The sequence below is a fragment of the Clostridioides sp. GD02377 genome, assembly GCF_045899875.1.
GTDB lineage: Bacteria > Bacillota > Clostridia > Peptostreptococcales > Peptostreptococcaceae > Clostridioides > Clostridioides difficile_A.
On record NZ_JBJODA010000004.1, the window covers coordinates 92754 to 107377 of the forward strand.

Below are 14624 nucleotides of genomic sequence, written 5' to 3' on the forward strand. Positions count from 1 at the left end.
TTTACATATGTTAATAAAATTAGAAAATATTCAAAAGTATTATAAAGTAGGGAAAGATGAATTACATGTTTTAAAATCCTTAAACTTAGAAATTGATTCTGGAGAATTTGTAATGATAATGGGTAAATCTGGTAGTGGTAAAACTACTTTACTTAATATCTTAGGTTTTCTTGATGTATTTGATGAAGGAAGATATATATTTGATGGAACAGATGTAACTAATTTGAGTGAAAATGAACGTTCTGTTTTTAGAAATATTAATATTGGATTTGTTTTTCAACAATTTAATTTAATAGAAACTTTAAATGTATATCAAAATGTAGAGTTACCTCTAATCTACAATAAGGCGCTAAAAAAATCTGAAAGAGAAGAAATTGTTGAAGATAAATTAAAATCTGTTGGACTTTTGGATAAACTTAAACAAAAGCCTCTTCAGTTATCTGGTGGTCAGCAACAGCGTGTAGCTATTGCACGCTGTCTGGCAAATGACCCTCAAATAATCTTTGCTGATGAACCAACAGGAGCGTTAGATAGTGAAACCAGCAAAGAAATTATGGAACTTTTGACAAAACTTAATGAACAAGGTAAGACTATAATAATGGTTACACATGATCAAGATTTAACTAAGTATGCAACTAAGGTCATACGACTTAAAGATGGTGTGTTTACTTCGGAGGTGTAATCATGAGCTTATTAAAAAATTCTTTGGCTAACTTAAAAGGACACAAACTTCGTGTCTTTGTAGCTTTACTTTGGATTATAATAGGAATAACTTCAGTAATACTTGTTAGTTCTATAGGTAATGGGTTTCAGAAAGAAATTAAAAAATCTGTAAACAATGTAAACCCTAATAAAACTACTATTTCGTTTGAATCTGCTGATAACACAGGCCTTACTGATGATATGAGTATATTTTTAAAACCATTTAATGCAAAAGACTTAGAAGAATTATCATTTGTTGAGGGTGTAGAAAGAATAGCTCCATCAAGAGATGGGTTTAATCTTGATTCAACTTATTCTTCACAAGCATTTTTTGATAAAAAGAGTACTTATGTTGATGTAGGACCAGTAAAAAAGGATTCTAAAATAAATTTAGTTTGTGGTAGAGATTTTTCTTTAGATGATGAAAAAAGAAAAGTAATTTTACTTACATTACAAAGTACAAGTGAAATTTTTGAAAACCCAGAAGATGCTTTAGGTAATGGTATCAATATAAATGGAACTATATTTGAAATAATTGGAGTACTAGATGATTCTCAGCAAAATCAAAATATGGGATTCTTTGGTGGTTATCAAGATATGCAGTTTACTACTTCTCTTATACCTAAAAAGGCTTTTGACAGTTTAATGAGTCAAAATTCTTATTCAAATGAAATCTATCAGTTAGACTTAGTGTCTTCTAATGGGTATAATGTGAATGAAGTTGCAAACAATGTTATAGCTAAACTATATGAGATGCATCCTGGTATCAATGGTTCTTATACTACACCAGACCCAACTGAACAGACAGCTTATCTTGAAAGCATTAATTCTAATGTAAACAAATATGTATCTATAATAACTGTAGTTGCAATGTTTGTTGGTGGTATTGGTGTAATGAATATAATGTATGTTTCTGTTATGGAAAGACAAAGAGAAATTGGTATAAGACGTGCTATTGGTGCAAAACCTAGGTCTATATTATTTCAGTTTTTAGTTGAGGCTGTATTTATAACAGTATGTGGTGGAATTTTAGGAACTATAGTTGGATTTATTGCTACTAATTATGTTTCTAAATACATTGGATTTGAAGCAATTCCTAGTTTAAATAGCTTATTTTACGCTATTGTAGCTACTATATTAACTGGGGTTGTGTTTGGTTTAATCCCAGCCTTTAAAGCCTCTAAACTAGACCCTATAAAGGCAATTTATAAGTAGACACTGTCTAAATTTATAATTTTTAGATTTACTTATATAAAACAGATTTAATATATAACGCACTATTATATATGATAGATTAAGAATTTAATCTTCTTCAAATATAGTAGTGCGTTCTTTAGTTTCTAGTCTATTATTTTTCTTATAAAATCTGTTTTATTGTCACAGTAAGCATTAACATCATATCTATAAAGTTTTGCTAGTTTTTTCTTTAAGTTAGAATACTCTTTAACCTTATCTGGATTTAACATTAAATAATCTCTAAATTTAATATGTTCTAAATATCCTTTTCCATTTTTAGGACATACATATAAATTATGTTCCATAAAGTCAGTTGTCTCATATAAAAATGCTTCTCTTCCTTCTATATCTAAATTCCCAAGATGTCTATACCCTAATTTCTTTAATTTACTTATAACATCATTTAAGTAATTGTAGTTTTCAATTACTATATCAACATCCAATCTTGGCTTTGCAGAAAGCCCCTCAACAGAAGTACTACCAACATGCTCTATTTTTAAAATTGAATCTCCTAATACCTTTTCTAGTGTAGATTTTAACTTTTCAAACTCATACTTCCAATTTGGATTATATTCTACTACTTCAACAATCTTTGTAGTTAATCCAGTTACTTCTAGTTGATAGATATCATGTTTCATTACTTTTCCTTTGTAAATCTTATCATACTCTGATGTTTTTTTCATACCTAGTCTTTTTGCTACATTTATAGATGCTGTATTTTCAGGTCTTATATCTGCTACTAAAGTATCTGCTCTTAGATTTTTAATAGCATAATCTATACAAGCAATTGCACCTTCAGTAGCATATCCCTGGTTCCAATATTCTTTTTTTATTATATATCCTATTCCTAATCCTATGTCCTGCTTTATAAGACCTATCTGTCCAACTACATCTTCTCTTTCCTTATCTATAGCAATAAAGTATCCATATCCATCATTATCGTATCTTTGTATATTTCTATCAATCCATTCTAAAACTTCTTCATCAGAGAAAGCATGTTCCCAAGCATACATTACCTCTATATCTTGTAAAATCTTACTTATTTCCTCAAGGTCATTATGATTCATCTTCCTAATATATAATCTTTTACTTTCAATCATTGTATTCACCGCCTTTAAAAGATACTGCTAAGTTAAGCGTTATATACAATCTCTCCATTACATATTGTATAATTAACCTTGCCATATAAAGTCTTACCTTTAAATGGTGAGTTATCAGCTTTAGACACAAAGCTTTCAACTGTCCATTCTTCTTCAGGATTAAATATAACAATATCTGCTATTGCACCTTCTTCTATAAAACCAGCATTTAAATTGTATAATTTTGCAGGGTTTGTAGACATTTTTTCGATTAATTGCATCATACTAAGATGGTTTTTATGAACTAAGTTTGTTATTCCAAGAGATAAAGAAGTCTCTAACCCAATAATTCCACTTGGAGCTTTTATGAATTCTCTGTCTTTTTCTTCTTTACTATGAGGTGCATGGTCTGTTGCTATTATCTCAATAGTACCATCATTTAATCCCTCTATAATCTTATCTCTATCCCACTTACTTCTTAAAGGTGGATTCATTTTTGCATTTGTTCCAAACTCTAATACATCTTCTTCAGTCAATGTAAAGTGGTGTGGTGAAGCTTCTGCAACTACATTTGCACCAAGGTATTTTGCAAATCTAACCATATCAACAGATACTCCAGAACTTATATGTTGTATATCAATCTTCGCACCAGTTTTTAGTGCCAGCATACAATCCCTAGCTACCATAACATCTTCTGCCACACTTGATGCGCCCTTTAATCCTATCTCTGAAGCTATTTTTCCTGCGTTCACACCTGGATTTCCAACTAAAGAAGGGTCTTCTTCATGAAAACTAAGTGGTACATCCAATTCTTTTGCTTTAATCATAGCTTCCATAATTAGATTGCTATCCATTAGAGGTAAACCATCATCAGTAAACCCAGGTACACCAGCTTTTTTAAGATTTTCCATATCAACCAATTCTTTACCTTCAAAACCTTTAGTTATAGCAGCTGCTTGTAAAACATTTATACATGCACTTTTTGACTTTTCCTCAATATAATTAAAAGTATCTTCATTATCTACAATAGGATTAGTATTTGCCATGCATATAACAGTTGTAAATCCTCCTCTAGCAGCAGCTTTAGCTCCACTTTCTATATCTTCTTTATATGTAAATCCTGGGTCTCTAAAGTGAACATGTACATCTACTAGACCTGGCGCAATTATATTACCACTAGCATCTATTACCTTTTCATACTCATCACTTTCATCAAATTTACCTATTTTATAAATTTTATTTTCTTTTATAATTAAATCAATTTTCTCATCTTTTTGACTCTTAGGGTCTATCACTCTACCATTTTTAATTAAAATCATCTTATTTCTCCTTTATACTTTTCATTTATATAGACTCATATAATATTATACATTATTTTACATACTTAAATACAAAATTACGTTTGACATCAATAGCCTTTTTAGGACAAAGTTCATGGCAACAGTAACATCGTATACATTTACTTAAGTCTATAATGGCTCCCTTAGTTCCCATTTCTATAGTACTTGCAGGGCAAGCTTCTTTACATTTTCCACATTTTATACAATCTTGGAATCTAACCACAGGTTTTGGTGTTATAAGTTTTGAAATAGGCTCATTTAAAAATTTTGGTAGTTTTACAGAAAATAATCTTAAGTCTTTACTTACATTTGGAACCTTATAGTCTTTTATAATTAAATCATCTATATCTTCTCCTACAATCTCAATATCTGAAAAATCTGCTTCTATATAACCTCTTTTTATAGCACCTCTAATTGTAGCAACTCTATTTGGAAGTAAGCTTATAATCTTACATGCAACTACATCTATAGCATATGGATTTTGTGATGCTAATAATACACCTATTTCTCGAGTGGTTCCAGCTGAGGGACCATCACCTTCCATACCTACTATTCCATCCATAATTGTCAATGTCGGTTTCACATAATCACAAATATCCAAAAGCACATTTTCGCAAAATAATTCTTCTGTAGGAAATCTATAATGTATTTCTGCTTTTTTCAATCCAGCTATACATCCATACATATTTTTTGTACCACCAGTAAAAGTTGCCATCATATGTGTCTTTAATTTGCAAAGATTTATTACATAGTCTGCATCTACTATTGGTTTAATAATATCCATATATTTTAAAACATGTGCTTTTTCACTATGTATCTTAACATCTGAAACATCATAATTTAACTTAATACCCAAATCATTTGCTACCTCTTCAATTCCAGATGCCTTATATATATTTTTAAGAGAACTTTGATTATATGGACCACCTGGGCTATCTGCTATTGTAATATCACAATCTAACTCTAAAAGCTTTTCACATACAACTCTCACAACCATAGGATGTGTAGTTGTAGCTTCTTCAGGTCTTTTCTTCATCAATAAATTTGGTTTTACGAGTACTTTACTTCTTTTTTTAACAAATTTATCAATTCCTCCAATATCATCTAAATTTTTTTCAATAGAACACCTCACATCTTCATAATTGTAAGTTTTGCAACTCCTAACAGATACTGATTTCATATTATTTCCACCTTTTTATCACAACAGTTTATTTTTATAATTTAAAAAAGGAGAAACCAAAGTTTCTCCTTTTAATCTATATTTTTAATTATTATTTTCCAAAATGTCTGTTTAATAATCCTAAGAATGCTTTACCATGTCTAGCTTCATCTTTACACATTTCATGTACTGTATCATGTATAGCATCTAATCCTAATTCTTTAGCTCTCTTAGCTAATTTTAATTTTCCATCAGTTGCACCATACTCAGCGTCAACTCTAACTCTTAAGTTTTCTTTTGTATCTGCAACTACAACTTCTCCAAGAAGTTCTGCAAATTTAGCAGCATGCTCAGCTTCTTCAAAAGCTATTCTCTTATAAGCTTCTGCTACTTCTGGATAACCTTCTCTATCAGCTTGTCTACTCATTGCTAAGTACATTCCTACCTCTGTACATTCACCAGTAAAGTTAGCTCTTAATCCTTCGATTATTTCTGCATCTACACCTTGAGCTACTCCTATTCTATGTTCGTCAGCCCAAACCATTTCGCCTTTCATTTCTTCGAATTTATCAGCTCCAACTTTACATACTGGACATTGTGCTGGTGCAGCATCTCCTTCATGTATATATCCACATACTGTACAAACAAATTTTTTCATAATTAATTTCCTCCCAATTTTATATAATTAAATTTTTATTTTTAAGTTTAATAACTTGCTACAAGAATATATATACCCCCGGCTTTGTAGTTTAAACACTAAAAATAAAATTTATTTCCTAATTAATTTTATCACTTTGAAACACCAGTATCAACCAAGTTTTGATGTCAAATTTCTACATAATACATAGTTTATTTGATTAATTAGGAAATAACTGTCTTATTAAATACTTTCTAATGAAGACTCTTTTGAATCTTTAAGTTTCACTTTTTTGCTCTTTAAAAAAGATAATTTAGTTTCTGCTGTTATGATTGCAACAAATATTAATATACTACCAATAACCAATTTTGCTGTAATAAGTTCCTTTAGAATTATTATAGAAAATATAGTACCAAATACAGCTTCTGTAGATAATATTATAGCTGTTCTAGTTCCATCAACTCTTTTTTGACATATAGTTTGGAACAAAAATCCTATTGTAGTACTAAATATAGCTAGATATATAGTTCCCATATATCCAGATAATTCAGCTTCCATTTTCAATTGCCCTGCAAATGTCTGAACTACTAAAGACATTAAAAATGCTACAGTAAATTGAACAGCTGTTAATGCCATTGGGTTATTATCTTTTGCAAACTCACTTGTAAAGAATATGTGAAATGCAAATCCAAATGAACATATAAGTGTTAGTAAATCTCCAAAATTGATAGAAAAATCTGCTTCTAAAGAAAGTATTCCAATCCCTACAAGAGCTACTAAACTACTTATTATCCCTATCTTATCAAGTTTTCTTTTATAAATTATAAATCCTATGAATGGAACTATTACAACATTTGCTGCTGTTATAAAAGCATTCTTAGATGGTGTAGTGTACATAAGTCCAATGGTTTGTACTGTGAAAGCCAAGAATAAAAATATTCCTAAAAGTCCTCCTGCCTTTAACAATTTTTTTCCCATACTAGCACGAATCTGTTTAAAAAACAGTAAGTTCATAATTACGGCTGCTAAGAAGAATCTTAAAGTTATGATTTGTAGAGGTGTAAGCCCACCGTCTAATGCAAATTGGGTTGCTACAAAGCCACTTCCCCATATAATTGCTATAAATATTAGTCCTATTTCTCCAAAGTATTTTTTCAATAAAGCCCCCTCCTTTTTATTTTTTTGCAAAATTATAAACCCCCTAAACAGCAAGAGAGTTTTTCTATAAGCATTACTATAAAAATATAGTAAATTTTTTCAGTATTTTAAATCCAGATTTATATCTATCATGAGCTCAGATTTATATCCACTATTTAACAGTAATATATTAATCATTTTTTGTAAACACCTTTTTAATAAATTTTTATTTTTTTTACTTATACTAAATTTTTTTATAGATAACTTCAGTATATTATATATTCATATTATGCAAATAATGTCAAATAAGTTACACTTTGGTTATCTTAGTTACAACTTTGTCGGTTTACTTTTTCTACTTTCTTCGATATAATTATAATATATTTTTGATACAATTCGACAAAAGGGGGAATGCTGTACTTATGGTAAAAAGAAGAAAAAAGAAAACTATTACACTTACTATAATTGTTGTAATAGTTATTGGTATTTTTTCTATGGCATGGGCGGATATGTCTAGAAAAAAAGAAATTAAAGAAACTCAAGAAAGACTTAAAGCTGAAAGGCTGGAAAAAGAAAGAATCGAAAAAGAAAAAAACGAACCTATTATTGGTGCAAAAAAAGAAGCTACAAAAGAATATGGATATGATGCAAAATTAGTTTGGGATAAACTTAGCAAATACGACTATTCAAACAATGGAGAAAAGATAGTCTTTCTTACATTTGATGATGGACCATCTACTACAAATACTCCACAAGTCCTAGATATCTTAAAAAAACATAGTGTTAGGGGAACTTTCTTTATTAAAGGTGATTCACTTGAAAGAAATGGTGCTAATGAAATTTTAAAAAGAACATTTGATGAAGGAAATGCAATAGCTCATCACTCTTACACTCACGACTATAAAAAACTATATCCTGGCAGAAGCCTAAATCTTGATACATTCGTAAATGAACTTAACAAAACTGATGAAGCTATGAAAAAAGTTTTAGGAAAGAATTTCTCATCAAATGTAGTTAGATGCCCAGGTGGATATATGTCTTGGAAGAATATGGAGCCTCTAGGTAACTACTTAAAAGAGAAAAATATGGCATCAATTGATTGGAATGCTTTAAATGCTGATGCAGAAGGTAAAAAGAAAAATGCTCAAGAGTTATTTGAACATGCAAAAAAATCTTCTGAAGGTAAAGAAATGGTTGTTCTTTTAATGCATGATACTTATGGAAAACAAGAAACAGTAAATGCGTTAGACCAAATTATAACATATTTTAAAGACAATGGTTATCAATTTAAGATTTTAATATAATAAAAAAGGGGTTGTCTCAAAATAGAGACATCCCTTTTATTTTAATCTATTTTACTAGTTCAATTTTTACAAATTTTTTCTTTCCTATTTGAACAACTAATTCACTTTCTTTAACAATGTCACTTAAGTCCTCTACTTTTTCACTATTTACCTTTACTCCACCTTGAGAAGCTAATCTTCTAACTTCACTCTTGCTCTTAACAATCTCATTAGCAACTAATACTTCAATTAAATCAAATCCTTCTTCCTTAACTTGAATTGTTTGTATATCTTCAGGTATTTGACCTTTTTGGAATACAGATTTAAATCTTTCTTCGGCTTCTTTAGCAGATTCTTCTCCATGATATAATGTAACTATTTCTCTCGCTAAGTTCATTTTTATATCTCTTGGATTTACTGAACCGTCTTTTAACTGAGATTCTATTTTATTAACTTCATCAGGATGAACATCAGTTACTAAATTATAGTATTTAATTATAAGTTCATCAGGAATTTCCATAGATTTCTGGTACATTATTCCTGCTTCTTCATCTATCCCAATATAGTTACCTAAACTCTTACTCATTTTTTCTTTTCCATCTAATCCTTCTATTAAAGGCATCATTATTACTATTTGAGACTCCATACCAAACTCTCTTTGTAATGATCTTCCCATCAATAAGTTAAATCTTTGGTCAGTTCCACCAAGCTCTATATCAGCTTCTAACGCTATAGAATCATATGCTTGCATTAATGGATAGAAGAATTCATGTACTGATATTGGCATTTGCCCTTCATATCTCTTCTTGAAATCTTCTCTTTCTAACATTCTTGCAACAGTAATAGTTGCTGCTAATTTTATTACATCTTCAAAATTTAATTTAGCTAACCACTCACTATTAAATCTTACAATAGTTTTTTCTTTATCTAAAACTTTGAAAATCTGTTCTTCATAAGTTTTCGCATTTGCAAGAACTTGTTCTGTTGTTAAAGCCTTTCTAGCCTTAGATTTTCCAGTTGGGTCTCCAATTTTACCTGTAAAGTCTCCAATTATTATTACTATTTGGTGACCTAAATCTTGTAGTTGCTTCATCTTTCTAAGAACTACTGTATGCCCTAAATGTATATCTGGAGCACTTGGGTCTAGACCCAATTTTACTATCATAGGTTTTCCTTCTTTTTCTGATTTAATAAGCTTTTCTCTTAACTCTTTTTCATCTATTAAATCGTCTACACCTTTCATAATTATTCGTATTTGCTCGTCTATCGATTTCATTTTTCATTCCTCCTAAAATATTTATATAATCTTTAATTTTTATTTTTATAATAAAAAAAGCTTTCATCCTATTAAAAGGACGAAAGCATTGCTTACGTGTTACCACCTTAGTTCATCAATATCTCACGATATTAATCTCTTAGAGTATAATTATATATACCCAAGTACTATAACGTGTACTACTCCGATATCTCTTAATGGTTGTTATCTTTCAGAGATAGTGCTCTGAGATGTATTCAAACTAAATCAATTTATTCCATTTCACCAAACTGGAACTCTCTGTTAAATAAAACTTAGCTCTACTTCTTCTCTTCATAGCATTTATATATTCAGATTATTTCATCAATTACAAGATTTTTTTCTTAACTTACTCATAATATATTATTATTTTTACATTTTGTCAACCTTTTTTATTATTATATACATGTTTTTTTACATTATACTATCTTTTTATATTTTTTACCAATATCTAAAATTTATTTTTCAATTAAGATATTAATTTGTTTATTGACAATATTAGTCTGATTCAATCTTATATTTATTTTCTTATTTAAAAACGCATTTACTATTATTAAACCAACCATAGTCACATTAAACATAAAAAATAATAATAAAATTATTATTAAAAAAGAAATTCTAGCATATAATAATTTTCTAAATTTAGATATTATAAAATTTTGCAACGACATACATGAATCTCTAACTATAAAATAAACACATAAGTAAGCAATTGATATTAAGATTGTTTTTAAATAAACAAAATCAACTTTAATATTTAATAACTTTAAAATTTTAAAAATCACTAAATAGGAAACACATATGTAAAAAACTTTCTTAGAACAACATAAAAATTGATTTAGACTTCTAAAGTTTTTAAATATCAAATATTTTTTTAAAGAATTTGAACCTAATATATGCAATTTATGCCCCAAAATCAAACTTAAAAAATATATACAAAAGACCATCCCAAATGGAAACAATGCTATCATCAAATAGTAAATAATATTTGCATATCCATTAAAATAAATTAATTTACTATATCCCTGAAATTCTTCCATAAAACTATAACCTATTAATGCTGAAGCATATATATCAATAAAAACCATTACAATTATTCCAAATATTGAACCATATACTAAATCATCCATCACCATTGTAGGTTTATTTATAAAATAACCACACATTATACCAAGTAATACACTCTGACTTGCCCAAATAGCAGTTCCGAGATTTCCAAGTACTAGAGAAATTATTAAAAGTGATGTAACTCCAGATAAAACAGTGTACTTTAAATCACATTTTAAGCATATTATACAAAAAAATATTGGTACTATAAAATCTAGATAAATAGCATATCCAAATCCAGTACCCACAGCTATAATTGTCACTACTATAAATAAAGATGACAATAAAGCAGCTTCAGTTAATTTTTTAGTAGTATTCAAAACAAGTCCTCCATAAATCATAAATTTTCTAACTAAAACTTTATTTTTAATATAGTATATCACTTTTTTAAAATATTTTTAATAAATATAAATTTTAATGAAAGTATCTATATTAGAAATGATATAATATATCTTAATATTCAGTTTTTTAAGACACTAGGAGGTAATTACTATGTTTAAAATTAAGCACTTTAATGATTTAAGTTTAGATGAGTTTTATGAAATAGCAAAATCAAGATATGAAGTATTTGCTTGTGAGCAAAAAATATTTTCATTAAACGATTATGATGATATAGATAAAAACTCTTATCACATATTTTTAAAAGAGGATGGATTGATTTGCGCTTATGCTAGAATAATACCTAGAGAATATAGCTCTTATGATGATGTTTCTATTGGTAGAGTTTTGGTTCTCTCTAGTCATAGAAAAAATGGGTTAGCGAAACAAATGATGGATTGTGCTATAGACTTTATAAAGATTAATTTACATGAAAACAATATAACTTTATCAGCACAAGCTTATGTAAAGAATCTTTATTTATCTTGTGGTTTTAAAGAAATATCAGAAGTGTATGACGAGGCTGGCATTGAACACATTAAAATGAGATTACAGTGTTGACAAGCTAATATTGTTAATATATAATTTAAGTATAAATAATATATTGAATTGATATTTAGGTATTTGAAAATACCTTATATGGAGTCAGAAGGCTTTTTGCTTTCTGGCTTTTTTTATTATTAAGATTCAATAATTATATAGATTCAAAATGTTAATTTTTATTCTATATTCTACTTTCCCCAAAAGTAAGAATTATACCCAACTTTGTGATAGGCATCTTGCCTATCTTTTTTTTGTGAAAGTAACAAGGTAATAATATAATGCATAGTTTAAAATAAGAAGATTAGCTCAGGCTAAATTTCATGCATGGAGGTGCTACTATGAAAAACCTTAACGACATTCAAGTGAAAAAAACTGTTAAAGTTGAAGATATATTGTCCAGTGGTAATTTAAGAGAAAGAATGTTAGCGCTTGGTCTTACTAGAGGAGCTGTTATAGATGTAGTTAGAAAAGGTCCAAAAAACAATTTAACTGTCTACAAAATCAGAGGTAGTAAGATAGCTCTACGACAAGAAGAAAGTAGCTTAATATTAGTTTCTGACATTTAAAATTTTCTAGCGGGAGGATATTAATATGGGTTTGACACACAACTCAACCAAAATGAGTTCTTTAAAAGACATGTTTGATATAGATAACAAAGAAGACCAGTTTGTAATTGCATTGGCTGGTAATCCAAATACAGGTAAAAGTACTGTATTTAATCATCTTACAGGGCTTAGACAGCATACTGGAAATTGGCCAGGAAAGACTGTAGCTACAGCTCGAGGTAATTTTAAATATAAAAATGCTGAGTATGCATTAATCGATTTGCCAGGAACATATTCTCTATTTGCCTTGTCACAAGAAGAAATTGTGGCTCGCGATTTTATATGTTTTGGTAATCCAGATGCAGTAATAGTAGTATGTGATGCTACATGTCTTGAAAGAAATTTAAATTTGGTGTTTCAAGTGATGGAACTTACAGATAAAGTTATTTTATGTATAAATTTAATAGATGAAGCTAGGAAAAAAGGAATTACTATAAATACAAAACTCCTAGAGGAATCTCTTGGCATTCCAGTTGTTTTAACTGCTGCAAGAAGTGGTTCTGGTATGGATGAACTATTAGATACTTTAAATGATGTGTCTTTTGATAGATATAAGTTCAATAATAAACCTGTAAAATATAGTGAAAATATAGAAGATATGGTAAAATCAATTCAGCCAGAATTGGATAACATCATGCCAAATATAAATTCTAGATGGTTAGGTCTTAGACTTATTGATGGTGATGAAAGTATTTTTGAATCTATGAGCAACTATATAGATAAAGATTCAATAGATGCTATTAATGAAGTAAAGAAGAAAATTCCAAATGATATAAATAAACAGAAAATCAGAGATGAATTTACTAAGATTAACTATGATTATGCTAAAAAATTAAGTGAGGAATGTTCTTCTAATATTCCTAAAAAATCAACTGATAGAGAAGAAAAAGTAGATAAAATATTAACATCCAAAGTATTTGGGCTTCCAATAATGCTTTTATTATTAGGTACTATATTGTGGATTACTATAGAAGGTGCTAACTATCCATCCACTTTACTGTCTAATTTGCTACTTGGATTTGAGCCAAGTATTTCAAGCGTGTTAAATAGTATTAACTGTCCATCATGGTTAAATGATATGTTGGTTTTAGGATTGTACAGAACCTTAGCATGGGTAATTTCTGTAATGTTACCTCCTATGGCAATATTCTTCCCATTATTTACCTTGCTTGAGGATTTTGGATATTTGCCAAGAGTTGCATTTAACTTAGATCATCTATTTAAAAAAGCTTGTGCACATGGTAAACAGTGTTTGACTATGTGTATGGGATTTGGATGTAATGCAGCTGGAGTCATTGGTTGTAGAATAATTGACTCTCCAAGGGAAAGACTTATAGCTATACTTACGAATAACTTTGTACCTTGTAATGGTCGTTTTCCTACTCTAATAGCTATATCTACAATATTTTTTAGCTCAGTTATAACTAGCTCTTTTGTATCAAGTATAGCAACTGCATTTTGTATAACTTTATTGATAATTTTAGGTGTTTTAATAACATTGTTAGTTTCTTATACTCTGTCTAAGACATTATTAAAAGGAGTTCCTTCAACTTTTACATTGGAACTTCCCCCTTATAGAGTTCCTCAAATAGGAAGAACTTTATATACTTCCATAATAGATAGAACAATATTTGTTTTAGGAAGAGCTGTAATGGTAGCCATACCTGCTGGTGTAATAACTTGGATATTTGCAAATATCTATATAGGAGATTTAAGCATATTATCACATGTTGCAAATTTTTTGGACCCTTTAGCTAAAGTAATTGGTCTTGATGGTTTTATATTGATGGCTTTTATTCTTGGTTTCCCAGCAAATGAGATAGTTATACCTATACTTCTGATGGCTTACCTAGCAACTGGTTCTATGATAGAATTAGATAGCTTTAGTGCTTTAGGTCAAGTTCTTAGAGAACATGGATGGACTTATTTGACGGCTTTAAATGTTATGCTGTTCAGTTTACTACACTGGCCTTGTGCAACAACACTTTTAACAATAAAAAGAGAAACTGGAAGTCTAAAATGGACTGCCTTAGGATTCTTAATGCCTACTGTACTTGCTTTTGTTGTTTGTTTTTTAACAACTACAATTTACAATTTATTCATATAATTAGTATTTACTGACAT

General features: G+C 29.0%; 13 protein-coding genes and 1 other annotated feature. Of the genes, 6 read left to right on the forward strand and 7 right to left on the reverse strand.

What is annotated here, in order from left to right; genetic code table 11:
* Positions 1–7 precede the first annotated feature (7 nt).
* Both Q3304_RS04575 and Q3304_RS04580 read left to right on the forward strand, forming a co-directional pair.
* Complete coding sequence (locus Q3304_RS04575; protein WP_054270020.1) at positions 8–682, forward strand: ABC transporter ATP-binding protein; 675 nt, start codon at positions 8–10, stop codon at positions 680–682.
* A 2-nt stretch (positions 683–684) separates the two neighbouring features.
* The gene (locus Q3304_RS04580) at positions 685–1917 is read left to right on the forward strand and encodes an ABC transporter permease (protein ID WP_223195564.1); all 1233 of its coding nucleotides are present in this window, start codon (positions 685–687) and stop codon (positions 1915–1917) included.
* A 125-nt stretch (positions 1918–2042) separates the two neighbouring features.
* Here Q3304_RS04580 and Q3304_RS04585 read toward each other — a convergent pair whose 3' ends face one another.
* The 5 genes from Q3304_RS04585 to Q3304_RS04605 all read right to left on the reverse strand — a co-directional run bounded on the left by Q3304_RS04585 (position 2043) and on the right by Q3304_RS04605 (position 7341).
* Positions 2043–3038 (reverse strand): GNAT family N-acetyltransferase, encoded by a 996-nt coding sequence (locus Q3304_RS04585; RefSeq protein ID WP_407814419.1) that lies wholly within the window; start codon positions 3036–3038, stop codon positions 2043–2045.
* Between the two features lie 32 nt (positions 3039–3070).
* Positions 3071–4336 carry a dihydroorotase gene (locus Q3304_RS04590; protein WP_407814418.1) on the reverse strand — a complete coding sequence of 422 codons (1266 nt, stop codon included), beginning with the start codon at positions 4334–4336 and terminating at the stop codon, positions 3071–3073.
* A gap of 52 nt (positions 4337–4388) precedes the next feature.
* Positions 4389–5537: a DUF362 domain-containing protein gene (locus Q3304_RS04595; RefSeq protein WP_407814416.1), complete on the reverse strand. Its 1149-nt coding sequence runs from the start codon at positions 5535–5537 to the stop codon at positions 4389–4391.
* A 91-nt stretch (positions 5538–5628) separates the two neighbouring features.
* Positions 5629–6174, reverse strand: coding sequence for an NADH peroxidase (locus Q3304_RS04600; protein ID WP_009889371.1), 546 nt, complete (start codon positions 6172–6174; stop codon positions 5629–5631).
* A 222-nt stretch (positions 6175–6396) separates the two neighbouring features.
* Entirely contained in the window at positions 6397–7341 is a 945-nt protein-coding gene (locus Q3304_RS04605) for a DMT family transporter (protein ID WP_167640859.1), read from the reverse strand.
* Between the two features lie 371 nt (positions 7342–7712).
* Here Q3304_RS04605 and Q3304_RS04610 point away from each other — a divergent pair, with 371 nt between their 5' ends.
* Positions 7713–8594, forward strand: coding sequence for a polysaccharide deacetylase family protein (locus Q3304_RS04610; protein ID WP_054270014.1), 882 nt, complete (start codon positions 7713–7715; stop codon positions 8592–8594).
* A 46-nt stretch (positions 8595–8640) separates the two neighbouring features.
* Here the strand turns inward: Q3304_RS04610 and tyrS are convergent, their stop codons facing one another.
* Together tyrS and Q3304_RS04620 are read right to left on the reverse strand one after the other, a co-directional pair.
* Positions 8641–9849: a tyrosine--tRNA ligase gene (tyrS, locus tag Q3304_RS04615; protein WP_054276514.1), complete on the reverse strand. Its 1209-nt coding sequence runs from the start codon at positions 9847–9849 to the stop codon at positions 8641–8643.
* A gap of 72 nt (positions 9850–9921) precedes the next feature.
* Positions 9922–10174, reverse strand: a binding site (T-box leader).
* Between the two features lie 151 nt (positions 10175–10325).
* On the reverse strand, positions 10326–11294 hold the full coding sequence (locus Q3304_RS04620) for a DUF2232 domain-containing protein (protein ID WP_407814415.1): 969 nt from the start codon (positions 11292–11294) through the stop codon (positions 10326–10328).
* Between the two features lie 172 nt (positions 11295–11466).
* Between Q3304_RS04620 and Q3304_RS04625 the strand changes: the two genes are divergently transcribed.
* From Q3304_RS04625 to feoB, 3 genes are all read left to right on the forward strand, one after another.
* Positions 11467–11913, forward strand: a complete 447-nt coding sequence (locus tag Q3304_RS04625) for a GNAT family N-acetyltransferase (protein ID WP_054276512.1) — start codon at positions 11467–11469, stop codon at positions 11911–11913.
* A gap of 320 nt (positions 11914–12233) precedes the next feature.
* Complete coding sequence (locus Q3304_RS04630) at positions 12234–12461, forward strand: FeoA family protein (RefSeq protein ID WP_003420037.1); 228 nt, start codon at positions 12234–12236, stop codon at positions 12459–12461.
* A gap of 25 nt (positions 12462–12486) precedes the next feature.
* Complete coding sequence (feoB, locus tag Q3304_RS04635) at positions 12487–14607, forward strand: ferrous iron transport protein B (RefSeq protein WP_407814414.1); 2121 nt, start codon at positions 12487–12489, stop codon at positions 14605–14607.
* The last annotated feature ends 17 nt before the right edge of the window (positions 14608–14624 follow it).

Excerpts from the sequence above, each read along its gene's own strand:
- Q3304_RS04625 (WP_054276512.1), top strand. The coding sequence starts at position 11,467 with ATGTTTAAAATTAAGCACTTTAATGATTTAAGTTTAGATGAGTTTTAT.
- tyrS (WP_054276514.1), bottom strand. The coding sequence starts at position 9,849 with ATGAAATCGATAGACGAGCAAATACGAATAATTATGAAAGGTGTAGAC.
- feoB (WP_407814414.1), top strand. The coding sequence starts at position 12,487 with ATGGGTTTGACACACAACTCAACCAAAATGAGTTCTTTAAAAGACATG.
- Q3304_RS04580 (WP_223195564.1), top strand. The coding sequence starts at position 685 with ATGAGCTTATTAAAAAATTCTTTGGCTAACTTAAAAGGACACAAACTT.
- Q3304_RS04595 (WP_407814416.1), bottom strand. The coding sequence starts at position 5,537 with ATGAAATCAGTATCTGTTAGGAGTTGCAAAACTTACAATTATGAAGAT.
- Q3304_RS04585 (WP_407814419.1), bottom strand. The coding sequence starts at position 3,038 with ATGATTGAAAGTAAAAGATTATATATTAGGAAGATGAATCATAATGAC.
- Q3304_RS04630 (WP_003420037.1), top strand. The coding sequence starts at position 12,234 with ATGAAAAACCTTAACGACATTCAAGTGAAAAAAACTGTTAAAGTTGAA.
- Q3304_RS04610 (WP_054270014.1), top strand. The coding sequence starts at position 7,713 with ATGGTAAAAAGAAGAAAAAAGAAAACTATTACACTTACTATAATTGTT.
- Q3304_RS04575 (WP_054270020.1), top strand. The coding sequence starts at position 8 with ATGTTAATAAAATTAGAAAATATTCAAAAGTATTATAAAGTAGGGAAA.
- Q3304_RS04590 (WP_407814418.1), bottom strand. The coding sequence starts at position 4,336 with ATGATTTTAATTAAAAATGGTAGAGTGATAGACCCTAAGAGTCAAAAA.
- Q3304_RS04600 (WP_009889371.1), bottom strand. The coding sequence starts at position 6,174 with ATGAAAAAATTTGTTTGTACAGTATGTGGATATATACATGAAGGAGAT.